This is a genomic window from Hymenobacter montanus, assembly GCF_014699115.1.
GTDB lineage: Bacteria > Bacteroidota > Bacteroidia > Cytophagales > Hymenobacteraceae > Hymenobacter > Hymenobacter montanus.
Window position 1 is genome coordinate 26,544 of sequence record NZ_JACXAD010000019.1, and the last position, 26,448, is coordinate 52,991.

Consider the following 26,448-nt stretch of genomic DNA (forward strand, 5'->3'; position numbering starts at 1 on the left):
TCCGTTCCGGCTAGTCAAGCGGTTGATAGCTCTGCTCTAGGAGAATCTCCATGGTTTGGCCATTCTTATACTTAATCTTGTACAAGCCAATGCCCTGCACATAATACTCGGTTGTATTTGCCCAGGCAACCAGAGTTTTGCCACCGTTACTGTAGCCCTGCTTGGCTACTTTGATTGCAGGGATTGTTTTGCCGCTGATAATAACAGAAGCTAACTCGGCCGTACACTTCTCTACATCCCCACTTGGTTGGGTAGTGGACCAGTAGGCTTTTTGACCGGGAACAGGCACCTTCAGCAGCGTTTGAGGCAATTTGTAGTACTTGTCAGTTTCTCCACCGAATGCATTTAGGGCTCTCTCCCGCGTCAGCTTCACTTCGTTATTGGTGAATTGAATGTACCGAGCCACCATAGACACCATTCTAGATTCCATCGTTTTCTTGCTCAGTACTTCATAACCGTTGTCATTTTTTGCATACACGATAACCGTAGCAAAAGCACTGGGCATTCCATCAGCACCAGGATGGTCGAACGTGCTTTGATTGACGGAATCAGCAGGAATATAGAAGCTTTTGGCCGTGGTAGACTGGCTGTGAGCTGTGAGTGCGCTTAGGCCAACCGCAGCGGTGAGGATGAGCTTGTGAATGTGCATGGAAAAAGGGGGCCGGTGCTAGAAAACGCTTAACCTCTTAACGACGAGCTATTACGCCTCCTTGTGATTGGCTTCGGGGGCCAGGAAGAGCAGGTTTAGGGTGTAAACAAGTGGTTCAACAGCAATACTCATGGCAATACCCCCAAAGCTGTGGTGCTCGGGATGCGCCTGCCGGTTGCGAATGCCCCGGACTGCGTGAAGCCGTTGTTTTAACTCGGCCGATTGAAGTTGAGTGCATAATTCATCGATAAGACGAGCCAAAGGTCTGTTCTTGGAGTCATTCTGGCCTTCGGCAATGGGAATACCTTTTTGCTGACACCGCAGCTTCACGGCCATTTCCACCATGCTCGTCAGCTTTTTAATGGCTTCGTCATACATTGGGTAGTGATACCAGGCCAGCGCCATTAGGTGCTCTACGGTACGGTAAGATTTCACTACATCTTCATGCACTTCGGGATGAAATTGAGCGGGGGCAACCATGTGCGCGACATAGCTTTCGCGGGTGTCAAAGCCTAATAGTCGCCAAGTGGAGTCTGGCTCGTACCAATCGCCGGCAGTAGGCTGGTTCATGAGCGCGGGGTTAGGGTGTCGCGTATCTGCATGACCAAGTTCACGCATAGCTCCTCCTTATCGGCCTCGTCCATCTTAATGAATGGGCGACTGGGTGCGTTAACACCTTGGTATTTCATGATGTCCGGGTACTCATCTAGAATACAAGGCTTGAGAACGATGAAGAGGATAATAGCCCCATCCTTTCGAGCGGCTTCCAGCAACGGCGGAATTTCCTTCTTGAGGATGAAGTCAGAGTTGAAGAAGTCAGCGCTGAGCAGTAGCAGGGCCACTTTAGCTTTGCTGATGGCTTGCTTGATTTCGTGCTCCCATTCCTGGCCGGGCTTAATTTTTTTATCGTCCCAGAAATCGATGCGGTTCTCCAACGGCCGGAAGTGCCGACGAATGTAATCCAGGTGGGCGCGGTCTTGGTGGCTATAACTAATGAAGACCGAGCTGCGCTCCGGGTTAGCTATTTCGCTGGGATGAATGACCATGGGTAGGGCTGCCACTTCCTGTTTAAGGAAAAACAACACTTTGGCCAGCATGACTTCCCGGTCGCATGGCTTGCCCTCCCGGTGACGCGTGCACTGCTCAACGTGTTTATTGAGCACCTCTTGGATGCGTTGGGTTACCTCATCCAAGAATACGGCTTTGTGAGCAGCAGAATAGAACTTCTCTAACTCCTGCTTCACGTATTCAATGAACTCGTTGTGCCCGTCGTAATCGTCTTGGTAAGCGCCCCAGCGATACGCACAACGCCCTGCTTCAGAGCGAATCAGTTGCTCGTCGTCCATGCTTGGTTTTAGTAAGAGTGTCTGCTGGGTGGCCGGATAGGCACAATGGTCGATGAGCCAGTGCGTGGCTTGTTTTTGATAAGGGTAGCAGCTGGAAAGCGCTGTTTGTTCTGCTGGCTCTTATCGAACCAGATGCATACTACTTCATCGCCTTCTACCTCGGCAACCGTCATCACGGGGCTACCTGACTTTAACTTAACGGTATCACCAACAGCAAACATTGTCATAGAAAGAAGCAAATACATTCACGTTCAATCAATTGCAATTGAATATTTTCACCTACTATACTTGAATAGATGAACAGCATAGAGTTGAGCGTGTAGAAAGACAACATATGCACATACGTCGCAACACCAAATCTAAGCTTTAGGCGCTTTTTGAAGGGTAGGTTCATTAGCTTCGTTCATTACTCAGCCGCGTCAGTTGCTCTCAATGGGCTTAGAGGCATCGTACTGACGAGACTATCTGCGGCTAAAAACAATGACTTTCCAATGAACTTTTCAGACTGGACAGAACCGAAATTTAAGCAAATACAGCTAACCTTTCGCAATGGGTCCTACGTGGTGCCTCCAGGCTGTCGTAAAGAAATACTGACCCACCCATCGGGCGATGGCCGGGTGGTGGAGGTAGCTCTCTTTCAAGAGCACCGCTACGCTTTCTATTACTGGCTTAACTGGACTCGAGAATCGAAGCAAGTGGCTCCGCCCTGTCTGGTCAGCTTAGACTGGCACCAAGACTTAGGTTACCCTGGAGACATTGAACAGGAGTGGCTCGACAAACTGGACCAAACCGACAATGCTGCTGTAGCTGGGTTCTGCTGGGCTAGCCTGCCCGGCAACAATGACGGCCAAATTATGGCGGCGGCTTATCTAAATCTAATTGGCAATGTCTATGTTCACTGCCGGGATGGCAATGGCGACGACTGGGATGATGAGCACTTTGAGGACAAGTTTGGCAACTCCCACATAGTCCGTAAATTCAAAACCCCACAGCAACTGGAAGCTGCCCTGTTTGCTTCTAATGAGCAGGCAGTCTACTTCGACATTGACCTGGATTTCTTCACATACCGAAACCATTTTAGTGAGGGTGGGAACAGCTTCACCTATATGCCCAAAGCCAAAATCGTTAAGCTTTTGGCAGCAGACGCCCCACTTATCCAGTGGATTTTCAGCCGCTTGGCTGGCTTCACCATTGCCACGGAACCGGAATTTTGCGGAGGAATTTCAAAGTCCAATAAGCTACTTGATATCCTGAATAAATTATACTTCACTCCAGACCTGTTTCATGACGAGTGCGAGTGGAAACACCTATAGCATCGTCAGACATGCTAGGGACACAAGAAGATAAGGTCAGAGCGAAAATAAACGGGTGCAAAAGTGGATTTAGGCCGTTACCTTCGGCTTTCCTCTTTACATGCCATGACGTTTGCCGAATTAGTTGAGCAATTTTTACTACTGCGTTTACAGGTAGCTTATGCCGGTGAGACCAGTGCACCCGCCTGGTGGCCCACTAGCTGCCTGACCGCCGACGCCGCATTGGATTTCAAGCACTTGTTCGCTGACGCAGCGCCGGCGGTAGCCTGGCAGCTTAGCAGTCAGGCCGCCTGCCAGGCCCACGACAAGTGGCTGTCCGGCATGGACTACCATTTGTTTCGTTTGCCTGAAGGGCTTGAAGAAGCCATTTACCATACGGGCTTGCAACTGCCGGTAGCGCATGCCCAACAGTGGCTGGAAGAAAAAGAGGCCTTGTGGACTGCCACGAAAAGCGCTGACCCTGCCTCGGGTCCCCAGCGCCTGGGCAGCAGTGCCGATTTGCTTTCTGGGGCAGCCCTGCCCGCCTTACGGGCCTGCTACGGAGCAGCCTTTCAAGGGGGTGTACAAGTTTTCCCTTATTTTACCACGGTATAGGTAGATGAGTAAGGACCTGTTATTTACTGCCGCTCTTAACAAAGGGCAAGCTCTTTTGCCCGAAATGCACCAGTTGGCTCAACACTGGCATCCTGGTGTTACAGCCCGTGAACTGACACAAGAGGCCTTGTCCACAGGCTATCTGGGCCGAGCCACCGAAGCTCGTATCCGCGACGTTGTAGCCGTGTTTAGCCGCCGTTTCCTACGTGGTCAACCGCAGCCGGCGGAGTACCTGCACGAGCTGGCGCAGCACCTGCCGGCAACCGGTTTATTCGCCGAAGTATGTTTGCTGCATACCGCCGTCGCACACCCCGAGCTACTGGTTTTCTTACAAGAAGTCTATTGGCCCGCTCACTTCGCTGGTCGGCATAACTTACCGAAGGAAGCAGCACAGGACTTTCTGCATGAAGCTCAAAAAATGGGACGTACCGGCAGCAGCTGGTCCGAGGGCTTAACCAAGCGCACTGCTCGGCGCCTTACGGGTACGCTGACTGAGTTTGGTTTGCTCGGCGCACCTGACCGCCAGGGTCTCCGCCCTATGCGCCCATTCCAGCCCCACCCAGAAACGGTGGTGTACCTAGCCTATTGGCTGCGCGAGCTCAACCTGGATGTGCCGTCCCTGCTGGCTCACCCCCTATGGCAGGTGCTGGGCTTACGAGCTAACGACGTGCTCCCGGCCTTGCGTCGCTTGGCATTACACAACTGGCTGACCGTGCTTACGGCCGGCGACTTGCTTCGCCTCGAATGGAATTATCCTTCTACAACTGCGCTCCTGCATGACCTCACTCAACGAAGCATTCACGCAGTTGCTTGATGCGCTGAATACGCGCTACCAAACCATCAATCCAACCGGAGCAGCGCAGTTTTATTACCTGGTATTTCCGCCTGAACAGGCGCTGGAAGTGAAGCGTCAACTGCACAAGTGGAAGAAGCGCTTGAACGACCAAAGCTATAAAACGCGGGAGTACAGCTTTGCCAAAGAACTACCGGGCCTGGCCGAGAAACACCCACTAGTATCACGGTCATTGCAGTTGGAGGCGACAAAGCCTGCCTCCTCGGCCGAAAAGTTTGCAGCTAGCCCTAAGCTTCTGCACCAACTCACCGGGGCGGCAGGAGAAAAGCTGGCAGCCGACATTACTTCCCGATTCAGCGGAACAAGCGACAAGACAGTGCTGCTGCTCACTGACCTGGAAGCCTTGCACCCTGCTGTGCGCATCGGCACAATCGAGAACCAACTCACCCAGACCTTGAAAGGTCCGGTTATCGTGTTTTATCCCGGCCAGCGCACGGCCAAATATGCCCTGAAGTTTTTGGGCTTTTATCCCGAAGACGGCAACTACCGCTCCACCCATTTTGAGGCCACTACCGCATGAGCATTCGTACCCTGTTTAACCTGGAAATAGAGCGCCCCATTGAGCCAGTCGTAAACTATGGCACCAATGCGAAGCGCGAGGAGGCGCTCCTAACGGAAGTTAAAGAGTATGTTACCACTGCCCATATCGAAGAGCGGATTGAGAAGCTACTCGAAGCAGTGGAAGATGGAGCCAACGGCAACCCCAATACCGAAGTGGGCATTTGGGTATCAGGCTTCTATGGCTCGGGTAAAAGCTCGTTTACAAAGTATCTGGGCATGGCCCTGGATACCAACCGGCTACTAGCAGGCCGGCCGTTTCGGGAGCAACTAGCCGACCGCCTCACTCCCACGCTGCGCCAGCGCCTGCTTACGCTCACTCAACGTCACCCGGCCGCGGTGGTGATGCTGGACTTGGCCTCGGAAGCCAGCGGAGGCATGCGCCTCGTGCACGAAGAACTATACCGTAAGGTGCTGCAATGGGCGGGCTTTTCAACCGAAGCCCGTACCCGCGACCTGGAGCTGCGGCTATTGCGCGACGGTAAGCTTGATGCTTTTAAAAAGCGGGTTCCTGAGTTGCCGGACGCTGCTGGCCTGAGTTGGGAGGAAGTACGCGACGACCCCTACTCCGGTATCTACGTGGCTTCCCAACTGGCCCATGAATTCTACCCAGCCCGGTTTCCTACGCCCGATACGCTGGCCAACATGGCCGAACTGCAGATAGAGCGCGGCCTGGACGAGGACGTGGCCACTATGCTCACGCTGGTGCGCCAGAAGACCGGCTATCAGAATGTAATTTTCGTCATTGACGAAGTAGGTCAGTATGTTGCGCCCGTTGACGACCGAATTACCATGCTGCAAGGCTTGGCGGAATCACTGAAGCGCCAAGGTCATGCCCTACTAATTGTGACCGCCCAGCAAACGCTGACCAACGACAACCCCGACGCGGCGCTGAACTCGGCCAAGCTAACCAAGTTGTTGGCCCGGTTTCCGATGCAGCTCGAATTAAAGTCCGGCGACATCAGCCATATTATAACCGAGCGCCTACTGAAGAAAAGCGCAGCTGGTACCACGGCCCTGCACCAGCTTTTCGAGCAAGTGGGGCAGAGCCTGAACCACGCTACCCGCTTGCAAGATGTGAGTGTATTGCGACTGCCAGAGTTCAGCCGCGACCGGTTTGTGGACCTCTATCCCTTCCTGCCACAACACTTCGAGCTGATGCTGCGCCTATTAAGCCGGCTGGCCACGAAGCACGGTGGACTGGGGCTGCGCTCCGCCCTGAAACTGACGCAGGACATGCTCCTCGACGAAACCAAAGGGACGGCCGTGGCCGATGCCGAACCTGGCCGCCTCATTACGCTGGCCGACTTCTACCGCGTGCTCACGTTGGAAATAGGCCGCTCGCTGGCTTACCTCACTGCTGCCGTTGATAAGGCCCGGCAAGTGTTTGGTGCCGACTCTCTAGCCGCTGAAGCCGCTTCGGCCGTGGCTGTGCTGCAAATCATTGAGGAAGTAGTGCCCGTCACGTTTGTTAACGTGGCCGCACTGCTCCAGCCTGATGCCCGCCAGCTGCGCACTCCCGCCCAAGTGAAGCAGGCCCTGGAAGAGTTGATTGCCCATGAGGCGCTGCCCTTTGCCCTGCTCAATGACCAGGTGCGCATCTTGAGCGAAGAAGTAAAGGAGCTGGAGACCGAACGCAACAAGCTGCAGCCCCTCACCGGCGACCGGCTGCGGCTGGAGCATGAGGTACTGAAAGAATTGCTACCCGACACCTCCCGCCGCACCACGCTGGGCGGCAACCGGGCCGTTACGGCGGGGCTGTTTTGGTATCCGGGGGCTGACGTCTTTTCGCAAGTTGCGGCCGGGGCTGACCCCATTCAGGTAGTAGTGACGCTGCTTGACCCCGGTGAGTACCAAGCGCAGGTGAGTCAGCTGGCCCTGCGCTCGACCGACCCTCAGGAACACAATCGCCTCTACGCGTGCGGGCAGCTGCCCGCGGGCTGGAATGACCAAGTCCGTGACCTGTACCGGGCTGGTGAAATCGTACGGTTGAACCAGCACTCGGCCCGCCCCGGCGACGAGGCCCAGTACGTGCGCAGCCAGCAGGAGCTGACGCGCCGGCTGTTACGCGAGCTTGGCCAAAAGGTGCGTCAGAGCCTGGAAAACGGCTCATTCATCTTCCGTGGCTCACAGACAGCCGCTCGCACTGAGGCCAGCACCTTGCCGGGGGCACTGGGCAAACGCCTGAAGGAAGTAGCTGAGCTGACGTATGAAAAGTATAGTCTCGCCGGCCAGCCTGCCACCACTGAGGCAGCGGTACAATTCCTGCAAGCCAAGGACCTTACCACGCTACCAACGCAGTTTGACCCGCTGGGCTTGGCTGATACAAACGGGGCGGTGCGGGCCGACCACGCCGCTCTAATGGCGGTGCTCGACTACCTCCGCCGCCACCTGCGTGCGGAGGGACGCTCACTACTGGACCATTTTGCCGCGCCGCCCTACGGCTGGTCTAAAGATGCCATTCGTTACCTGGTAGCGGCTCTACTGCGCGATGGACGTGTGAAGCTCTTCACCAGCGGACAGCCGGTAAGTGGTACCAGTCCCGAGGCCCGCACCGCTATTGGCAATACCAACGGCTTTAACCGAATTAGCCTGGGCATTGCCGACGGGGTGCCTTCGGCAGAGCTGCGCAACATGGCGGCTCACCGCCTGGAAAATCTAACCGGCGATACGGTATCGCCCACTTTGAATGGCATTGGCCGGGCCGCTCGCGAATTTTTCCCTAGCAAGCTTACGGAGCTGGCTGGTCTGCCGAGTCGCCTGCGCGCCGTGCAGGTGCCCGGCCCTGACCGCGCGGAGCATGTGCTGAATCAACTTCGGGGACTACTAGCCGGCGACGATGCTGGCATTATTATTAGCCTCGGTGACCCCGACAACCAACTGGTATCTGACCTAAGCTGGGCCGACAACCTCGGTCGGCAATTAGAAGGTGGGCTGGAAAATACCCTGCGCGAGCTTCTGCCCCTGCGCGAACGTTTGGCGCGGCTACCCGATGTGGCTGCCCTGGCCGAACTGCGGCGCGCCACCGCCGAGCCGTTGGCTCTGCTTGATGAACTGTTGACCCACGATACGTTTGGTGGGCGAACGGCGGAATTGACTGCTGCTCACCGGCAACTGGTTACGGCCCTAGCGGCGGGCGTAAAGGCCCTGGCTAGCCACCAGCTGACGCGTCTGCGCCTGGCTGGTACCGAGCTGCGCGGCTTCTATACCTGGAACAACCTAGACGTAGAAGCCCAAACGGCCATTGCCGACGCGTTGGACGCGCTGACGCAGCCTTATGAGCACGCACGCACCGGCACGTTGCGCGACCTGGAAGACCTGCAAAACCACGGTTACACCGTGGAAGAACGCCTGGCTGACTTGCGCCGCCGGGTGATGGAGGCCAGGCCGCCGGCTCCGGCACCTAGCGAAGTGCAGGAAGACGGCAGCCCCATACCGAGTGCCGCTACCCCCCTGCGACTGCGCCGTCGCCTCACCTCGGCTGCCGACCTCGACCAATTGATTGACCGGCTGCAACAGCTGCGCGCTGGATTTATCGCGGGCCAGGCAGTTGAGTTTGACTTTGAAGATTAACTACTATTAAAGCCTCCGTTCTGGTACTGCATCTCTTTGGAGAAGCGCTAGAAGGGAGGCTAAACTCACTATATGACGCCCACCCAACGCAGCCTGCTCCGCCAGTTCGTGGCTGATGCCCGCAGTGCCCTCTACCGCGATTTTGAGCAACAGCTGCCAGGCTTCGGCATTTTCTTTCAACTCGCCCCGGTGGCTGCCGGTGCTCCGCCAGCATACGCGAGCCTGCAGCTCACCGACCCCGGCGAGCTGCCCAACGCCGACCGTGCCACTCGCGCCGGGGCCGCCCGCTTGCAGGAGCGCCTGCACTACCTGGCCACTACCGTGCCCGGCGCGGTAGCAGGTGCTGCACCTCGTCTGGCGGAGGCCCTTCCCCGGCTGCTGCTGGAGCAAGCTTATACCTTCCTCAACCGCCTCACGGCATTGCGACTGGCCGAGGAGCGTGAGATTGTGATGGAGTGTCTGCGCCGCGGGCCGCAGTCGGAAGGCTTCACCGACCTGTTTTCCCTGTATACCAGCCAGGCATATCCCAGCGGCGATGCCCGCTACGCGGCCTTCATTCGGGCCAACTTTGACCGGCTGGCCCGTGAGCTACCCGGCTTATTTGGAGCCTACTCCCCGTATGGCCTTTTATGGCCACGGCAAGCGGCTTTTGACGTCGTGCTCACCCATCTGCGCCGCGCCGACCTGAGCTTTGCCTGGGATGCCGATGAGACACTAGGCTGGCTCTATCAATATTTTAACACCGACGCCGAGCGCCAGGCCATGCGGGCCACTAGCCGCGCGCCGCGCACCAGCCGCGAAATGGCCGTGCGCAATCAGTTCTTCACTCCGCGTTACGTCGTCGAGTTTCTAACCGACAACACGCTGGGCCGCCGCTGGCGCGACTTGGCAGGTCCTTCGGATGCGCTTACCGCCCGCTGCCGCTACCTGGTGGCCGATGATGCCCCCGACAACACATCCACAGTGCAAGCTCTGGAGGCAGCAGTCAGCGCTCCCGCACCCAAGAAAGAAAAAGCTGGTGGCGAAAGTGCTTCTACGGAAGAATTCCCACTGCCTGACCCACGCGGTCTGCGGGTACTCGACCCAGCTTGCGGCTCTATGCACTTCGGGCTGTATGCCTTCGATGTGTTCGAGACCATTTACCTCGACGCCTGGGACCGGCTACCGGATACTGTGCTCACCGACGTGCGCGCTGCGCTGACAGCTGAGCACCCCACCGATGAGGTGGCCCGCCGTCGGGCATTTCAGGCGCTGGTGCCGGGGTTAATCCTGGCTCACAACCTGCACGGCGTTGACATTGACCCCCGCGCCATTCAGGTGGCGGGCCTTACGCTCTGGCTGCGCGCGCACCGGACCTGGCAGAGCCTGAAGCTGCGTGCTGCTCAACGGCCGCGCATTGGCGAGGCCCGCCTGGTGTGGGCCGAGCCGCTGGCCGAGGGCGAGCTGCTGAATGCCTTTGGCCGCACTCTACGCCAAGAAACGCTGCCCGGCCAGGACAAGCCGCTAGCTCCGGCCGAGGCCGACGTGCTGGCAGGATTGCTCCGCAGCGTAGCCGCTCACACCCGGCTAGTGGGCGAGGCAGGCTGGCTAGTGCCCCTGGAACAGGAGCTTAGTGGCCTTATAGAAGCTGCCCGCCTGAACTGGACCAACGCCCGTGCTGCCGTTGCTCAAGCCGCACAAGTAGATATGTTTCGCGGGGCACCGGCGCAACAGTTGGGACTACCACTCACCGAAGCATTGGGTAGGGTGCGCCGCAAGGCTTTTTTCGAGGAAGCAGAAGGCCTGCTACTCGCTGCGCTCACCTTGTACGCTGAGCAAGCCGCAGGCCCCGATGCTTACCAGCGCCAGCTCTTTGCTGCCGATGCCGCTCGGACCCTGGCCCTAGTGGACCTCTGCCGCCTGCGCTACGACGCCGTGCTGATGAATCCGCCTTTCGGCGCCGCAGCTGCTGCCAGCAAGGCTTACTTGGAACGCGCCTATCCCAGTGCCAAAATGGACATCTTCGCCATGTTCGTGGCCCGGGCACTCAACAGACTGCAGCCCGGTGGTTTCGTGGGCATCATTTCCTCACGCACAGGGCTATTCATCTCTTCCTTCAAAACCTTTCGCGAGCAAGTGCTCCTGCGCCACCACTTGCCACTTGTAGCCGACTTGGGGGGCGAAGTGCTCGATGCCATGGTGGAAACAGCCGCCTACGTGGTGCAGCAGGCCCCGCCAGTAGCCAAGCCTACTCTATTCCTACGGTTACTCAATGTGCCCGGAGAGGACAAGGAAGCAGCTTTGCAGGAAGGATTGTTGAACAAGACCGCGCCATTTCGCTTTGAAGTGCCTACGGCTGCGTTCGATGTGATTCCTGGCAAGCCGCTAGCGTACTGGTCGCCTGCCGGAATCCGCAGAGCTTTTGAAAGCGAACCAGCTTTTGATGACGAAGCTGGTTCTACTAAACAGGGCTTAGCCAGTGCAGACGATTTCCGTTTTGTGCGAATGTGGTGGGAAAAGCCAGCAACAAAGGGCTGGTTCACCTTTGCGAAGGGCGGCTCCTGGTCACCTTTCCATACTGACTTCAACCTGATTTGTAATTGGGTGCAACAGGGAGAAGAAATGACTTCCTTTACCCGTTCAGCAATTCGCAACCCAACTTTTTACGGCCGTCGTGGCCTCACCTACCCACTTCGCACACATGAGTTGAGCCCTCAGGTCATGCCAGCTGGTACCATTATCAGCGTCCGTGGCCAAGGCATTTATCCTAATCCACCTGATAGCCGAACTGCGGAGGAACAGAATCTGCTCAACCTAGCTGTGCTGGCGTCTCGTGCGTTCGACTATATGCTTAAGTTAGGACTGGGGTTTTCGGCCCGTCCGCAATTTGACGGCGGCGCAATCAACCGTACCCCCTTCCCAGCCACCTTGCAGCTGCCAACTGCCGCGCAGGTGGTGTCCGAGTTGGAGGGTCTGGCCCAACGAGGCCACGCCGTACAGCGGGCGAGGGAGTTCACCCGCGAAACGTCTTTGCATTTCCGCCTCCCGGCACTCCTTCTACCTGCTGCCCTGGCTGGCCCTGCTCCATCGGAAGCCTTGCCCCCGGCGCTGGCTTCCATTTCTGTTCCTTTGCCATCAACTGACCCTATCACGCTGGCTGACACTGCCGCGGCCGAGGCGGCTCGCGCTGCCGCCCGCCAAGCTGAAGTACAGGCCATTCAGGGCGAAATCAATGTTCGGGTGTACGCTGCCTATGGCTTCGGCCCCGCCGAGCGTGCAGCGATTGCGCAATTCTACGCGTCCCCCAGCAGCGCCAGTGAAGAAGAGGCTCCAGCCGAGGAAGAAGAGGAAGATGACACTACGGCCCCCGGTAGCACTGACGATGTTGCATTCGCCCTGTGGCAGTGGCTGCTGGGTGCTGCCTTCGGCCGCTGGGACGTGCGCCTTGCACTAAATCCGGCGGGAATTCCAGCACCGGCCAGTGCATTCGAGGCGCTGCCGCCGGCTCCGCCCGGTGCCCTGCGACACCCCAGTACTGGCCGTCTGGTTACTAATGCCGCCGAAGTGGCTGATGCCGAAACGCCTTATCCCGTGCCCGTTGCCTGGCCTGGCCTGTTGCCCCTCGACCCCGACCACCAACACGACTTGGCCCGCCGCCTGCGCCAGTTGCTAGCCACGTTGCGCCCGGCTACTGCTGCGGCTATCGAAACCGAAAGTCGGGCCTTACTGGCGTCTTCTAAGTCGGACCTTACCGGCTGGCTGAGCGAATGGCTGGGCCGGGCCGGCGCCGGTGGTTTTTTCGACCGCCACCTGCTGGCCTATTCCCGCTCCAAGCGGGAGGCGCCCCTCTACTGGCCGCTGCAAGCACCTGGTACCGACTATGTGCTTTGGCTCTACGCCCCACGCCTAAGCCGCGAAACCCTCTACGCGGCTCTCAACGACTATGTGGAGCCACGCCGCCAGCGCGCCCGCGACGAATTACGCCAATTCTCGGAGCTTCTCAGTGGCCCCGCCCCGGCAAATGCCAAGGAGGCCCGGCAGCAGCTCCAGCGCCGCGACGACATAGCCCAGCTGGTGGCCGGCCTCGACCAGTTTGTCGAGCACCTAACCAGCGTGCTCGACCAACCCGGTTTCCAGCCCCACCCCGACGACGGCGCTGCCATCAGCGCCTGTATGCTGGCTGAACTGTTTGGCCACCGGGCCTGGCGCCGCAAGTTGGAGCAGCACCGGGCCAAGCTGCGCGCCGGCGACTACGATTGGAGCCACTTGGCCCTTTCCCTGTTCCCCGCCCGCGTCCGCGAAAAATGCCGGCTCGACCGCTCCCTGGCCATTGCCCACGGGTTGGAAAATCTCTATGAAGGTCCGCTGGCTGATTTGGTTGGCGCGACGGTGGAGAAAAACGAATAGAACTATCCTCCATGAAAACGCCGCCAGCTTCAGCTACTCCATCCAGTCAACCAAAGCCTTCCCGTAACCAACCGTGTCCCTGTGGTTCAGGAGTAAAATACAAGTACTGCTGTATCGATAAGGAAGTCCGGCCCCAGCATGTAATGGCTACAGCTATGCACAAAGGCAAGCCGCGGCAGGTGCAAGTCGATGCCAGCAAAGATTGGCTCAACATCCTTGCCACCTCGGAGTTGCCACTTAAGCTCTTCTGTAAAGACAACGGTCTGTATCTGTTTGGACTGGGCCTTACTGTTGGGCAACAGGAAGCGCTAACGCAACAGCTAAAACAGGGAAAGCTGACTCGGGAGGATGTATTGGCTACTTATCGTGAGCATTTTCGGCAGGAGCCCATCATGTCACTACTAGCCAGAGCTTGTGAAGAGCAGCCCATCTTTGAGAAGCGGCGCGCCGTGCTAACGGATGCTTTTGAGGCCCATTTCTCCGGTAAATACACCCTATCAATTCCTGTGCTTTTCACCCAGCTTGAAGGGTTACTACGGGACGTGGGTAAGCTAAAGAACTCAGACAATGTAAAGGGCACAATTCGCAACGACATCTGGAACGACCGACTTCTACGGCCCATTGAGGACGACGCCACCTTTTTCAATGCCTTTGTTCACAAGCTTTTCGAAGGGTCGAAAGGAAGCGGCCAAGGACTAAACCGTAACCCCATTTTGCACGGATTTGAGGTGGATTATACTTCGGCTGACAATTCGATGCTTCTCATGCACAGCATACTGGAAATCAGACTGTTTTTATGGTGGGAAGGGAGAACGGGCAATTTCTTCGATAAAATCAAGCTGACCATAGTCGACGAAAAAGATTCAGATTCTCCAAGCGAATCGGCCCTGAACCAATAACACTCACTCTAGTATGCCAACCATCCGCGCCTTCATTCAAAATCAAATCCAGCAAAAGCTGACCAAGCGGCGCTGCGTGGTGGTGTACGACCCGGCGCAGCTGTACGGCGAGCTGGTGGCAGAGCTAGCGGGACCTGCCGAGGCGCCACAGGCCGTGATAGTAGCTGCACTCCCCGGCCCTACCCAAGCCCTTCTTACTGCGTGGGCGGCCTGGGCCAGCTTGGGAAGTCGCCCCAGCCCGGGCCCGCCATTGGTGGTGTACGTGGCTGCGGCCGCTCCCCAAGGAGAAGCTGCCCAGCGTGCCGACCCATTCTGGGCCTTGGCAGTAGCAGGCAGCACCTTTGGCTGTACCGACGATGAGCAGTATGCCCAACTCGCTCGACAGTGCTACCCCGACCATACCAGCAAGCTCGCTGAGTTGTTCTCTGCCCCACAGCCCCCGGCATTCGCCGTGCTCGACAACCTGGGCGGTGGCGAACGGTGGCCACTGCTGAGTCATTACTTACCAGGCCGCGAATCGCGTGCTGAGCTACTGCGCGGCTTGCTGCTGCCCAGCGCAAGTACCGATAAACGCCTATTGGAGGCCACCGACTGGATAAGTGAGGCCCAGCGCCTGGTGGAAGTTGCGCTGGGCGTGCTGCCCACCGAAAATACCCTGCCCACCTTGCGCCGCAAACTTTGGCAGTTGGTGCTATTGGGTGAATTTGTGTTCGATTTGCGCTGCCCACTTCCCCCCGCCCTGACTGGTGTGGCCCGCGCCGCCGACCGCGCCCGCGACTTAGTGTTACGCCTGGCCGACGAGTTGCGTCATTACCAGGAAACCGAGTACCTGGAGCAAGCTCGTCAACTAGCCGACCAGCTCAACCTAAGCAGCTACTTCGGCCCGGACGATGACCTGGGCGAACGGCTGACTTTTGGCTTTGAGGACCTCACTTTGCTGGGCCAGGTACTCACGGCCATTCGCACCAACGACCTGTCGGGGGCCGCTGCCAAGCTGAAGCTGCAAAAGAAATCGGTGTGGCGCGACCAGGGCGCCGCCCGCTGGGAACTGACCGAAGCTGGCCTAGGCCTGTTGCAAGCGGTGAATTCGGCTCGTGCTTATCTACAAGCTGAGAATACGGCTGACTTAGCTCGCCTGGTAGCCGCCTACGTAGGCCCACTGCACTTGCCCGATGCTGCTCAGCGCCATTTTGAAGCCGCCGTAGCCGCCTATCAGCACTCTCCGGAAGCCTTACCTACCGCCACAGGCCGTCCCGATGGAGCTAGCTCTAACTTGGAAGAGTTTATCCAAGAATGCCGTTCCCAGTATGCTACGTTGGCAGTGGAGCTACATCAGCGCCTGCTGACCGCTGTTGAAAAACAAGGGTGGCCGGCCACAGGGCTACCCGCGGCCCGAGAGTTGACTAACCAGCTAGTGCAACCTGCCCTACAGGACGGGCGTCGCATCGCTTATTTTCTGGTAGATGCTCTCCGCTTTGAATTAGCCCAGGAGGTAGCCGGGCTGCTCTCTGAGCAAGGCGCCACAGTCCAAATACAGCCTTACTGTGCCCAACTGCCCACCAGCACGCCCATTGGCATGTCGGCCCTGCTGCCTCATGACGGCACTTGGACGCTGGCCACCGGCCCTACCGGCAAAGTGGAGCCGCAGGCTGGCCAGCCACTAGTACCTGTGCCCGACGTTGGCGCCCGGGATAAATTCTGGGAGCAGCGCTTCGGCGACCGGGTGCGCGTGCTGTCGCAGGAGACGTGGCTCAGCACGCCGACTGTGCCGGCCACTGTGCGGCTGCTGGTAGTACGCTCTTCGGACTTGGACCAGGCCGGCGAACACCGGGGCATTGGAGGGGTAGGGCATTTCCCCCTGGCCCTGCGTGCCTTACGCAAAGCGGTGCTAGCCGCTGGCACTGCTGGTTTCCGCGAAATCATTATTGTCACCGACCACGGCTTTGTACTTAACCCCAGCCCTGACGATGGCGCCCTGGTGCCGGTACCCGCCGGTGAATGGCCGTTCAGAAAGGTACGTAGCCTGCTCGGCCGCGGCCCCGCCGACACCCCGGGCACCATCCGGTTCGACAGCGCCCAGGTCAGCATCCCCGGGCCGTGGCCACACTTTGTTGTGCCCCGCTCCCTAGGTGCCTTCGAGCGTGGCATTACCTATGCCCACGAAGGTTTGTCTTTGCCCGAGGTAGTGCTTCCAGCCCTGCGCATACAGTTGCCCGCTCCAGAACAGGCGCCCAAGCGTACCAACTTATTCTTGACGTATCCCAAAACCGCAGTTACCACCCGCCAGCCTATCCTGACAGCGGAAGCTACTGCCGGCGGCCTGCTGGATTTTGATGACACGCCGCCAGTTGAGTTTCAGTTGGTCGTGGTTGCGGCTGACGGCCGAATAGTCGGCAAGCTGGGCCTGCACACAGCTGTGGTTGATGTAACCACGCAGTTGGTGCGCCTCTCGGTGCAGGAAAAGGCGCGCCTGCCCGTGCGCCTCGACGAGGAATTTGAGGGGATATTTACCGTGCGTGCCCTACACCCCGACACGCAGGTGGAGTTGGCCAGTATAACCTTGCAGACAGCGTATGAAATATGAAGGGCCTGATGCGCTGGATGCTAAGCTGAACGAACATTTCAGCGGCAAAGCCGTGCGCAAGGATTTGCTGCACCAGATTAAAAAAAGCACCAACGTGCCCTCGTTCGTGCTGGAGTTTCTCCTGGCCCGCTATTGTGCCACCGACGACCCTGACGAAGTGGAAGCCGGCAAACAAGCCGTCGTAGAAACGCTCAGCCGCCAGTATGTGCGCCCCGATGAGGCCAACAAAGCGCAATCGTTGGTGCAGCAGAAAGGCTCGCACCGCTTCATTGATAAGATTCACGTCCGCTACCAAGAACGGGAGCGCCGACACTGGGCCGCTATGGAGAATTTCAACTCCCAGCGCATTGCCATCCCAGAGCAGTTCTATAGCCAGAATGAGCGCCTGCTGGAAGGTGGGGTATGGGCTGAAGTAAAGGTGGCCCGCAACGAAACCGACGAGAGCTACGCCTTCCACATTGAGGAGCTGCGGCCCGTGCAAATGGCCCGCTTTGACTTTGATGCCTATTGCCTGGGCCGTCAAGGCTTCAGCCGAAATGAGTGGCTGGACGTGCTCATGCGCACTATTGGCCTGAATCCCGACAAGTTCTCCTTCCGGCTCAAGCTACACTACCTCACCCGCCTCATTGGTTTCGTTGAGTCGAACTACAACTTTATCGAGTTGGGTCCGCGTGGCACCGGCAAATCCTTTGCCTTTAGTGAGTTTTCGCCCTACGGCACGCTCATCAGCGGCGGTCAGGCCAGCACCGCCACGCTGTTCTATAACCTCTCACGCCGCACCGTGGGCTTGGTAGGCTATTGGGACATTATCGGGTTTGATGAGGTTGGCGGCATCCGCATTAAAGACCAGAATACCATTCAGATAATGAAGGACTACATGGCCAATGGGCGGTTTTCCCGGGGGGCCGAAGTGATTGCGGATGCCTCGTTTGCCTTCGTAGGCAACATCGACCATTCGATTGAGCAGCTCGTTAGCTCTCCCATTCACACCTTGTTCCTAACCCTACCCGACAATTTTGACTTAGCCATACAAGACCGTCTGCATTACTTCCTGCCGGGCTGGGAGATGCCTAAAAACAGTTCTTCTTACCTCACCGGGCAATACGGCCTGATAACGGATTACCTGGCCGAAGCGCTGCACTACCTTAAAAAGAAGGTTAACAAGTACCCAACTCTTAATAGCCGTATCCGACTCGGGAAGTCTGTCGAAGGCCGGGACGAGCAGGCCATTAAGAAGACAGTGGCGGGCTTGCTCAAGCTCCTGCATCCTGCCGACGAACCTTCTGACCAAGAGTTTGACGAGTACGTGGCCTATGCAGTAGAAGGCCGTCGGCGGGTAAAAGAGCAGATGAACAAGCAAAAGCCCGATGATGAGTTTGCCAATATCAACCTGAGCTATACCCGCCGGCAGGACGACCAAGAGGAAATCGTGTACTGTCCCGAGTCGGCTCACATCGTACGGAGTACAAACGCCCCAGCGCTAGACGCAGCGGCAGTACCTGCAGTTTCTGTTCCACCTACCCCTATTACGCTACCATCTACTGGGGAGGCGCATGCTGGGCCTCCTCCTGGCGTGCCTCTGCTGGAAAAAACCGTCCGCATTTTGTTTGGTGACACCGGATACAGCTATGAGGTGCTGTTTGGCCCCTACCTAGCCGGAGCCACCGCCGTAACGTTAGAGGAACCGTACATCCGCACGTCGCACCAGTTAGGTAACTTAGTGCGCTTTGCTGAGCTGCTGGCCCGCGTCGGTGACTGCCGTGAGCTCACCGTGCTCACCGGACAGCCGGAAACCGAAGAGCAGCAGGCCGAAGTTAAAAAAGCGTTGGAGGACCTGCGCTGGAGCCTGAAAGAGTTTGACATCCAACTCAACTTCTCGTTCAGCCCCACGCTGCATGACCGAGAACTCCGCTTGAACAACGGCTGGGTTATTCGCTCTGGCCGCGGGCTTGACCTTTACCAGAAGCCAGAAAATTGGTTTAGTATCGGGGTAAACGACTTTGCCTATCGCCCCTGCTTGGAAACCACAGTGGTATACCAACGCCAATGACGTCAATCAGAAAGAAGCATCTATTCTCCGTTTTCCGCTTCGGATGCTAAACTTATGAGCAGGCATAGTAGCTTAGTTGAGGGGTTTTACGTTACTTTTGGCACTATCCCGCTTATATTCCTTGCGTCACATTGGTTTGGTAACTGCAACATCTTACCCTCACTCTACCTCCTCCACCCTGCCCCACTCTGTGCAGCGTGGCCCGGAAGCTACTGACCAAGCGTTAATTCAAGCTATAGAGGCCTTAACGCAGCAAGAGAAGAATTTTTGGAGCCAACCGCTCGAATATGACCGGCGCGGCGCCGGTCATCGCTTCTTTCAGTACCCGGCGATGATGCTGCCGGTGGTGCAGCGTAAAATAATTCAACTGGTAAAAGCAGCAGCTCCTCGAACGCAGACTCTGTTGGACCCCTTTATGGGGTCAGGGACGGCCCTGGCGGCAGGGATGCTGAACGGGTTGGATTGTTATGGGCAGGATATAAACCCAATGTCTATTCTGCTGGCGAAAGTGAAAGCGGAGGCTTTCAATCAGCCTGCGTACCAGCGCGCCGCAGAGCGGCTGTGGAAGCGGGTAAAAGCCGATACGTCAACCGAGATTACAGCTGCTTTCCCCAACCTGGACAAATGGTTTAAGCCAACCGTAGCCCAGGAATTATCCAAGCTGGTACGTGCCATTCGCCAAGAGCGGCAGTTGAGTACTCGACGTCTGTTTTGGGTAACGCTGGCCGAAACAGTTCGCCTCACTTCTAATGACCGCACGAGCACCTTCAAGCTCCACGCCAGATCCGCCGAGGATATAGCTAAGCGTGACCCGTCGCCGCTTAAGACCTTCGAGCAGCTGTTTGCTCAGAATACAGACGACATTGCTTTTTACGCTGAACAGCTGACCAAACAAGGTTATTTGCACGAGGAAGCTTATACTGGTCGGGTAAGCATCAGCGTACTGGATTCATCAAAACGCATTAAGCTGCCGGCAGCTCGTCAGCCTCTTTCTGCTTCTGCCGCCGATACGCCGCCTGGTTTTGACCTCGTGGTTTCGTCGCCGCCGTACGGCGATAACCGGACTACGGTGCCCTATGGGCAACATGCTTATCTGCCGTTGCAGTGGATTGACTTCGCGGACATTGACCCGGCCGTTTCTCCCGACTGCTTGGCTACTACCCACGAAATTGATAACCGAAGCCTAGGTGGCCAGCGCAACACGGTTACCAAGCGGGACCAAAAAAAATTCTCCCGCCTCTCGCCAGCTTTTGAAGCCAACATTCAGGCGCTGTTGCAAACCAAGCCTACAGAAGTAAAAAAGGTGGTCTGCTTTGTCCGTGACCTAAACGAAGTTTTGAAGCGTTGTGCCCAAGCGGTGAAGCCGAATGGCTACTTGGTGTGGACTATCGGCAATCGCAAGGTAGGCGGACTGGAAATTCACAACAACTTGATTCTGGCGAACCTGCTAGCTCACTATAATATCATCCAGGTATACAAAATCGAGCGTTCTATACAAAGCAAGCGGATGGCCGCTCGTAACAAAAGCACGACGACCATGACGAAGGAAGAAATACTCATTTTCCGCAAGAAATAAGCGGCGCAACCAGTGGACGAACCCCTAGAACTTCCTCACTTTGACATTGACGCCACGGTCGTGAAGCGCCTGGGCGAAGAGTTGATTTCCGACGAGGTGAGTGCCATCATGGAGTTGGTCAAAAACGCGTACGACGCGGATGCCGACTGGGTAAAAATCACCATCAGTACCGAGGGGCAGGTGCCAGAAGGAATGGTGTATGCTGGCACGGAAGGCTACATAACCTTGGAGGACAACGGTGCCGGGATGACCTACCAGGATATACTGTCGAAATGGCTGGTTATCTCCTTATCAAGCAAGCGGGATATGAAGGCCCGCAACGAAACAACTCCTAAAGGGCGGGTCCCACTCGGCGACAAAGGGGTCGGCCGGTTGAGTACGCAACGCCTGGGTAGGCAGTTGGAGCTAATAAGCGGCGTGGCGGGTAATGAGGAATGGAACCATTTAGCGTTCGACTGGGCGGATTTTGAATCCCACGTCCCGTTGACAAAAGTGCGGCTCCAGCAACGGATAACGCCCAAAAAAACCAAGCAAAAAGGCACCCAGCTTGTTATTACCCGCCTGGCTAATCAGGACATCTGGAAGAAGGAAGCTGCTGACAAGTTTCGGGGGCAACTCTCCCAGCTGATATTTCCTTACAAGCAGCACCGTCCCTTCTCGGTCTATTTGACCATCAACGGCCAAAAGCACGACCTCGACGAAATCAGTGAGGACTTGCAGACGCAGGCGATTGGCCGCTATCAGTTCCGCTTCGTCGGGGGCCAACTTCTGCTCGATGGACAGATAAGCCTTGGGAAGCTGCGCGGACAATCAAGCAAGGAAGAGTTTGAGAAATTTGTCCTGCTCGACCAAGGACAAGACTTTTTTAACTTTTTAACCGATTCAACCGCTAATCGTCGCTACTTTCTAGCTGGCATTAAGCCCCAAAAAGGCTCCTTTTTTTCTTTCCATCGGGAGCTCTCGTTCGACAAGGACTTCCCTGGCAAGAGCTTAGCCCCAGACTCTGCAGGAGAGCTGGTCGTAGCTAACCCAGGCGAGTTCTTTGGAGAAATAGACGAGTACGATTTGCGCGGCACAGAGTCGACCGAAGAAGTTTTCACAGGGCTGAAGCAATACCAGAGCTTGGTAAAAAATCAGGTGGGCATCCGTGTTTTTCGGGACGGATTTGGCATCAAACCCTATGGCTTTGACGGCCAGGATTGGCTGAACCTGGGCGGTGGCCAAACCTCGGGCGGGTCATTTTATGGCCTTCGGCCCAACAACGTCATTGGCTTTGTATCCATCTCGATGGCTGGCAACGCGCAGCTCAAAGAGCTGACCAGTCGCGAAGGCTTCACTGACTCTCCCTACTCCCGCAACTTCATGCTGGTAATGCAGCGGGTAGTAAAAGAAGTAAGCGAGGTCTTGGAGCGTACCCGACGTAGTTATCTCGATTATAAGAAGACCGTTGCTGAGCGGGTAACGGGTTTTAAGTCCATCGCCGAACCTGTAGCGCTACTCAAACAGACCTCCCAGCAGGCTACTGCAGTGGATGCCCGAAGCCGTCAGGCAGAACGTAAGTTCAACGACTTATCCCAGACCGTTAGGAAACAAGTAGACCGGCTGCAGAACGAGCCGCTTTTCGCAGCAGCTGGGGAAACGGCCTCGCTACCACTTCTACGAGAGGTAGAAGGTATGGTAAGCGAAGGTGCTAAGCTATTCGCCGAAATCAATGCCATTCTGGACAAAGCAAAGAAGTGGGAGGAATCGGCGACCTACGTTAGCACCCAAGTAGCCAACCTGGAGAGCCAGTTGGTGCAGTTTACCGAACTGGCTGGCCTGGGCTTAACGGCGGAGGCCTTGACTCACGACATCTACTTTTTGCTTGACCGTATCAATACATACACCGATAACTTCAACAAGCAGTTGGGGCGGGCTACGGTACCAGCTTCGGTTTATGAATTTATGGAGTATGTGCGCTCCTTTTCCCGTGATTTGCGCAAGCAGCTTACTCACCTAGCCCCTTCACTACGCTTTAACCGGGAGAAACGTGAAATTCTTTCCATGGCGGAGTTTGTGGAAACCGTGCGCGACTATTACAACACCCGGTTTTCGACGGCAGGCATCAAACTCATCATTGAAACCCGCAAGGATTTTACAGTGGTGGCCAACAAAGGCAAGCTGACGCAAATATTTGATAATCTATTTCTGAACGCCGAATACTGGTTGCGAGAGCGTCAGAAAAGTGAGCCCAACTTCTCTCCTGAAATCAAAGTTGAAATAAACGAGCCCGTTGTGCGCGTAAGCGACAACGGTTATGGCGTTGCGGAACACTTGGAAGACACGCTTTTTCAGCCCTTCATTACCGCAAAACCAGCGGAGGTTGGCCGTGGATTGGGCTTGTTTATCGTGCAGCAGCTCCTTGAATCCATCGGAGGTGACATTTTCTTGTTGCAAACGCGCAACGCACTGCATCGGCGCTACATTTTTCAACTCAACCTAGACGCTGCTATTCAAGCGTAGGTCGCCTCACTATCCGGGATTCTACATCATTGCTTTAAGCCTAAGTAGTTCGTATGAAAGAACAGCTACACCAGTTGTTAGAGTTGGCAAACGTGTCCAGCGTTTACATAGTAGATGACGCAATTGGTGACGGCAGTGTAACGTATGAGCACTTCATCGGTCTCATCAGAAAGGTAGAAATTGCTAGTGGGTTGGAAGCGTTGAACAGCTTGGACGAAGGATTGGATTTTGAAGACAACGCACCAGCTCTTGAGGAGTATAGCGCAGGCTTATGGAAGGCAGCTGCGCCATACAAGCAGCTGCATTACGTGCGGCGGCTTTGCGAGCTGACTCCGACGGGCGAAGACGAGGACTTGGCCACCAACTTGGATATTGCCCGGGTCCTCCAGCAACTGCGCGAGGACGAGCACCTGAAGAAGCCCGAGTTGGTAAGCTTGTCGCCCCTGGAATGGGATGCCCAACGGGATGAAATCGCAAGTAAAGTCCCAGCAGGTAAACGAGTATTGGTGCTCTTCGACCAGCGGCTGGAACGTTCAGGCGAGCGTTTTGCTGTGACGAGGGGGATAGACCTGGTTAAGGAGATTGTATCCTCAGCCCACAAGCTTGTTTTCCTAACGGGCATCCTGACTTACACGGTTACCGAAGAGGGGCAGGAGCTAGATGAACGCGCCAAGCTTATAGCCGACAAGGCCCTTGAAGCCAGCGATTTATTTGTTCTTACAAAGAAGCGGTTAGAGGAACTGCCTCACTTCGTGGATGGTATCAAAAAACTATTGCTGAATGAGCCTTGCGAACAAATAAAGGTGCAGGCCATTTCGCTAGGTGAATCAGCTTTGCAGTCCACGAAAGCTAAGCTGCTGGCTTTGGATACCTACGACTTTAATCGCACGGTATTGCAGTCGTCATCAACGGAAGGAATTTGGGCACCTGAAACGCTTTTCCGCATCATTGACATCATCTACAAGGATGAGATTAAAGAACAACTGCTCCAAAGGAATTTAATTCCTGAATTGAACAAACTGCTCGTTCAGGCCACTGCGCTATCCCAAATTCCAGTTCCAGTTCTGGAAGCCGAAGCGTACACAAAACGGTACAGCTTGCGCCGCCAGGAAATCTACGCCACTGCTAACCTTGTGAATGGCTTATTCAAGCCCATTGAGAACGGCGACATTTTTGAGGTCACGGGCGGGACAGGGAAGGGTCTGTACGTTTTGCTGGCCCAACCCTGTGACTTAATGATTCGCAGCAACGGTACCCGGTCGTCAGAAGTAGGGCATTTACTCAAAATCAGAACGACGTCAAAGCCGGACTTAGAAGCCTTGTTGACGGAGCAGCTTCAAAAGGCCAGCATTAAAAAACTTCATGACTTTAATTTCTGGAAAACAAGAGGTGTAATCGAATACATTGCGGACGACCCTCAAACCATCGGGCTAGTGAGCCTTACCAAAGCCCACGTCGTTAACTTAGACGTGCTGGACTTAGCCATGTTTAGCTCCACAGGCGAAGTGGTACTAGATATTTCCGCTACGCCGCCAGCTGCCTTGCACATTGGTTTGGCCAAGCGATTTGATAAGTTAAAAGGGCTTCACGAAAAGATACACCGTAATGTAGGAGAATGCCAGGTGGCCCTGAAGGCAGTCCAAGGGACCTTGCCAAAAGAGTTAATTCAAGGTTTGCTACCTAAACTTTCGCTTAACGATAAGCTGGGCGCAACAACGCTTACAGGGAGTCTTTTCTCGTTTGGCATTCGACGCGTTAAAGCCCTACGGGAGCCTTATGCTAAAAACCTGCTCGACAAATACACCCGTCATTTATCGCGCACCGGGGATTTACACGATTTTGCTGACTAACAAGTGAAGTCACCGCTCAAGCTGGTTATGATTATGATTGCTACTTGATATGCCTTCTGAGCTACTTTTTATACGGCCTGGAACCTGTTGCAATACTTCTGTAGCCTGCTTTAACTCACGTAGTGGACTATTACTTTTCAAGGCATCAATTTGGTCCGCAGCTACTATGGCTTTGCTCACATTTTCCTTATTCAACCCAGCCAAATAGGGGTTTCGTGCTATATGCTTGGCCACCTCGTCCAGCCGGGCAGCCGCTAACCCCTGATTATGTTCCTGCAGCGCGCGGGCAACCTGAGTAGCTGCTGCGGCAAACGTAGCCTGTGCTTCAGCATGGGTCTTAAGCGGCGGCATTGCGCGCTGCTGAATCTCGGTCCCCATGACTTTACTAGCTGCAATTTCACTGACCTGCTCAGCGGCCGCACGAAACCGTTTCGCATCCGACTGGTCTTGCCTAGCATCAGGCCCCTGCAGTGCAGGATGTTTGACAATCTTCTCCGCTGCCTGCTGAAACTGCCCTAGGTGTGTCTGAATAGCCGCAGGATTAAGGTTGGTTGCCTCTATTCCCTTGCCAACTGACACCCCCTTCTCGTAATTACCGGCGCCGGGCATGTTGGCCACAATGTCCATCACTCGGTAGCCCGTTACCTCCAACTCGCGCCGGGCATCCATGGCTTGCATCTGCGGGGATAGAGCTGCTAGCGGCCGCGCTTGGCTGGGGTCACGCAACTTTTCGGCTTCTAGCCCTGGGGCCGGGCTAATTACCTGCTCAAACATTCCCTTCAGTGCCTGCAGGTTCTTTCCTGCTTCCTCGGGAGCATGCGGGCGCACCATAGCCAGGTCGCGGGCCCGATTCAATGTGGCCGGGTCGATGCGGGCAAAGTCGACCTGATAGCCGGCTTCCTTGCCCAGCTGCACAAACGTAGCCTGCAGCGTACGCCCGTTGCCGTCGCGAAAGGCATGGGTGTGGTTGTACTGGTCGAGGTAGTAGGCGGCGCGCTCGGCAAACTTCTCCGGCGGCAGCCCCTTTAGGTAGTTCTCCTTGCCCAGCTGCTCACCAATGGCGTTCAGGCGCTGCTCAATCTCCTTGTATGGCGCATACGTCATCGTTTCTTTGAAGCCGGTGACGTAGGTGGGCTTGTGCCCCTGAAACTCGCGGTCGGCCCGGGTTTCGCCGGCCCACGGGTACACGCCTTCAAACAGCTTCTGGTGCACCTGCTTGAGGTGGGCGTGGTCATAGCGCCCGCCGGGGATGCCGCCCTGCATATTGAGCCGCTGCAGGCGCAGCAGCGAGGAGTCGGTTTCGGCCTGGGCCAACTGCTGGGGGTCGGTAATGCCCAGCCGGTTTATCCGTACCCCGTGCTCGTCGCTGAAACGGTCGCCGGCTACCATCAGCGCGCGGGGTTAGGCTCAGAGGTAGCGGAGCCAGCTCCGGGCCGGTAGCGGGCTAGCAGCATGGCGTCGGTAAGCTCAATGGCTTCCTCAATGCTTATCTCCCCGTCCACGTGCCGCTGCATGATGGCCAGAGCCTCCGGACTGGGCGCGGGGCCGTTGCTCATCAGGATGGCAATAGAGTTATTGGCGTGCCGCTCGCGCTCCTGGCGGGCGGTCAGCTGCTCGGGGCTTAGCCCGGCCGGGGCGGGCGTGAAAAAGCTTTTCATCATGGGATTTGGAAGTGGATGATGGGTACTTACTCAACAGCAAAAAGGGCCTAAACG

At 56.3% G+C, this 26,448-nt stretch carries 18 protein-coding genes and 1 pseudogene; 13 read left to right on the forward strand and 6 right to left on the reverse strand.

Annotated features, from left to right (window positions below):
* Window positions 1-10: 10 nt before the first annotated feature.
* From IC235_RS15905 to IC235_RS22865, 4 genes are read right to left on the reverse strand one after another with little or no spacing between them, the layout of a single operon-like run.
* On the reverse strand, window positions 11-649 hold the full coding sequence (locus IC235_RS15905) for a hypothetical protein (RefSeq protein ID WP_191006183.1): 639 nt from the start codon (window positions 647-649) through the stop codon (window positions 11-13).
* Window positions 650-700: 51 nt separating this feature from the next.
* Window positions 701-1,219, reverse strand: coding sequence for a hypothetical protein (locus tag IC235_RS15910; RefSeq protein ID WP_191006184.1), 519 nt, complete (start codon window positions 1,217-1,219; stop codon window positions 701-703).
* Entirely contained in the window at window positions 1,216-1,995 is a 780-nt protein-coding gene (locus IC235_RS15915) for a toll/interleukin-1 receptor domain-containing protein (protein WP_191006185.1), read from the reverse strand. Before IC235_RS15915 ends, IC235_RS15910 begins: the two co-directional genes overlap by 4 nt.
* A gap of 8 nt (window positions 1,996-2,003) precedes the next feature.
* The gene (locus IC235_RS22865; protein ID WP_394355274.1) at window positions 2,004-2,240 is read right to left on the reverse strand and encodes a YodC family protein; all 237 of its coding nucleotides are present in this window, start codon (window positions 2,238-2,240) and stop codon (window positions 2,004-2,006) included.
* A gap of 246 nt (window positions 2,241-2,486) precedes the next feature.
* Here IC235_RS22865 and IC235_RS15925 point away from each other — a divergent pair, with 246 nt between their 5' ends.
* The 13 genes and pseudogenes from IC235_RS15925 to IC235_RS15980 all read left to right on the forward strand — a co-directional run bounded on the left by IC235_RS15925 (window position 2,487) and on the right by IC235_RS15980 (window position 24,733).
* Window positions 2,487-3,308: a hypothetical protein gene (locus IC235_RS15925; RefSeq protein WP_191006187.1), complete on the forward strand. Its 822-nt coding sequence runs from the start codon at window positions 2,487-2,489 to the stop codon at window positions 3,306-3,308.
* Between the two features lie 105 nt (window positions 3,309-3,413).
* Window positions 3,414-3,902: a BrxE family protein gene (locus IC235_RS15930; RefSeq protein ID WP_191006188.1), complete on the forward strand. Its 489-nt coding sequence runs from the start codon at window positions 3,414-3,416 to the stop codon at window positions 3,900-3,902.
* 4 nt (window positions 3,903-3,906) lie between these two features.
* Window positions 3,907-4,716 carry a BrxA family protein gene (locus IC235_RS15935; protein WP_191006189.1) on the forward strand — a complete coding sequence of 270 codons (810 nt, stop codon included), beginning with the start codon at window positions 3,907-3,909 and terminating at the stop codon, window positions 4,714-4,716.
* On the forward strand, window positions 4,679-5,275 hold the full coding sequence (locus IC235_RS15940) for a BREX protein BrxB domain-containing protein (RefSeq protein WP_191006190.1): 597 nt from the start codon (window positions 4,679-4,681) through the stop codon (window positions 5,273-5,275). The genes IC235_RS15935 and IC235_RS15940 overlap by 38 nt, the downstream gene beginning before the upstream one ends.
* Window positions 5,272-8,886 (forward strand): BREX system P-loop protein BrxC, encoded by a 3,615-nt coding sequence (gene brxC / locus IC235_RS15945; protein ID WP_191006191.1) that lies wholly within the window; start codon window positions 5,272-5,274, stop codon window positions 8,884-8,886. The genes IC235_RS15940 and brxC overlap by 4 nt, the downstream gene beginning before the upstream one ends.
* Before the next feature lie 72 nt (window positions 8,887-8,958).
* A complete protein-coding gene (gene pglX, locus IC235_RS15950) occupies window positions 8,959-13,272 on the forward strand; it encodes a BREX-1 system adenine-specific DNA-methyltransferase PglX (RefSeq protein ID WP_191006192.1) in 4,314 nt (1,437 codons plus the stop codon).
* Between the two features lie 11 nt (window positions 13,273-13,283).
* A pseudogene (locus IC235_RS22870) lies at window positions 13,284-13,385 on the forward strand (SEC-C metal-binding domain-containing protein); the annotation flags it as partial.
* Between the two features lie 42 nt (window positions 13,386-13,427).
* Window positions 13,428-14,171, forward strand: a complete 744-nt coding sequence (locus IC235_RS15955) for a hypothetical protein (RefSeq protein WP_223847361.1) — start codon at window positions 13,428-13,430, stop codon at window positions 14,169-14,171.
* Window positions 14,172-14,184: 13 nt separating this feature from the next.
* Complete coding sequence (locus tag IC235_RS15960; RefSeq protein ID WP_191006194.1) at window positions 14,185-16,755, forward strand: PglZ domain-containing protein; 2,571 nt, start codon at window positions 14,185-14,187, stop codon at window positions 16,753-16,755.
* Entirely contained in the window at window positions 16,745-18,805 is a 2,061-nt protein-coding gene (gene brxL / locus IC235_RS15965; RefSeq protein WP_191006195.1) for a BREX system Lon protease-like protein BrxL, read from the forward strand. The genes IC235_RS15960 and brxL overlap by 11 nt, the downstream gene beginning before the upstream one ends.
* 121 nt (window positions 18,806-18,926) lie before the next feature.
* Window positions 18,927-20,381 carry a hypothetical protein gene (locus IC235_RS15970; RefSeq protein ID WP_191006196.1) on the forward strand — a complete coding sequence of 485 codons (1,455 nt, stop codon included), beginning with the start codon at window positions 18,927-18,929 and terminating at the stop codon, window positions 20,379-20,381.
* Between the two features lie 12 nt (window positions 20,382-20,393).
* Window positions 20,394-22,883, forward strand: coding sequence for an ATP-binding protein (locus IC235_RS15975; protein ID WP_191006197.1), 2,490 nt, complete (start codon window positions 20,394-20,396; stop codon window positions 22,881-22,883).
* 53 nt (window positions 22,884-22,936) lie between these two features.
* On the forward strand, window positions 22,937-24,733 hold the full coding sequence (locus tag IC235_RS15980; RefSeq protein ID WP_191006198.1) for a hypothetical protein: 1,797 nt from the start codon (window positions 22,937-22,939) through the stop codon (window positions 24,731-24,733).
* Between the two features lie 9 nt (window positions 24,734-24,742).
* Here IC235_RS15980 and IC235_RS15985 read toward each other — a convergent pair whose 3' ends face one another.
* A complete protein-coding gene (locus IC235_RS15985; protein WP_191006199.1) occupies window positions 24,743-26,122 on the reverse strand; it encodes a Fic/DOC family protein in 1,380 nt (459 codons plus the stop codon).
* Window positions 26,122-26,394, reverse strand: coding sequence for an antitoxin VbhA family protein (locus tag IC235_RS15990; protein ID WP_191006200.1), 273 nt, complete (start codon window positions 26,392-26,394; stop codon window positions 26,122-26,124). The genes IC235_RS15985 and IC235_RS15990 overlap by 1 nt, the downstream gene beginning before the upstream one ends.
* Window positions 26,395-26,448 lie beyond the last annotated feature (54 nt).

Coding starts and splice junctions, on each gene's coding strand:
- IC235_RS15925 (WP_191006187.1), top strand. CDS start 2,487: ATGAACTTTTCAGACTGGACAGAACCGAAATTTAAGCAAATACAGCTA.
- IC235_RS15930 (WP_191006188.1), top strand. CDS start 3,414: ATGACGTTTGCCGAATTAGTTGAGCAATTTTTACTACTGCGTTTACAG.
- IC235_RS15990 (WP_191006200.1), bottom strand. CDS start 26,394: ATGATGAAAAGCTTTTTCACGCCCGCCCCGGCCGGGCTAAGCCCCGAG.
- brxL (WP_191006195.1), top strand. CDS start 16,745: ATGAAATATGAAGGGCCTGATGCGCTGGATGCTAAGCTGAACGAACAT.
- pglX (WP_191006192.1), top strand. CDS start 8,959: ATGACGCCCACCCAACGCAGCCTGCTCCGCCAGTTCGTGGCTGATGCC.
- IC235_RS22865 (WP_394355274.1), bottom strand. CDS start 2,240: ATGTATTTGCTTCTTTCTATGACAATGTTTGCTGTTGGTGATACCGTT.
- IC235_RS15985 (WP_191006199.1), bottom strand. CDS start 26,122: ATGGTAGCCGGCGACCGTTTCAGCGACGAGCACGGGGTACGGATAAAC.
- IC235_RS15905 (WP_191006183.1), bottom strand. CDS start 649: ATGCACATTCACAAGCTCATCCTCACCGCTGCGGTTGGCCTAAGCGCA.
- IC235_RS15955 (WP_223847361.1), top strand. CDS start 13,428: ATGCACAAAGGCAAGCCGCGGCAGGTGCAAGTCGATGCCAGCAAAGAT.
- IC235_RS15910 (WP_191006184.1), bottom strand. CDS start 1,219: ATGAACCAGCCTACTGCCGGCGATTGGTACGAGCCAGACTCCACTTGG.
- IC235_RS15960 (WP_191006194.1), top strand. CDS start 14,185: ATGCCAACCATCCGCGCCTTCATTCAAAATCAAATCCAGCAAAAGCTG.
- IC235_RS15940 (WP_191006190.1), top strand. CDS start 4,679: ATGACCTCACTCAACGAAGCATTCACGCAGTTGCTTGATGCGCTGAAT.
- IC235_RS15915 (WP_191006185.1), bottom strand. CDS start 1,995: ATGGACGACGAGCAACTGATTCGCTCTGAAGCAGGGCGTTGTGCGTAT.
- brxC (WP_191006191.1), top strand. CDS start 5,272: ATGAGCATTCGTACCCTGTTTAACCTGGAAATAGAGCGCCCCATTGAG.
- IC235_RS15935 (WP_191006189.1), top strand. CDS start 3,907: ATGAGTAAGGACCTGTTATTTACTGCCGCTCTTAACAAAGGGCAAGCT.
- IC235_RS15980 (WP_191006198.1), top strand. CDS start 22,937: ATGAAAGAACAGCTACACCAGTTGTTAGAGTTGGCAAACGTGTCCAGC.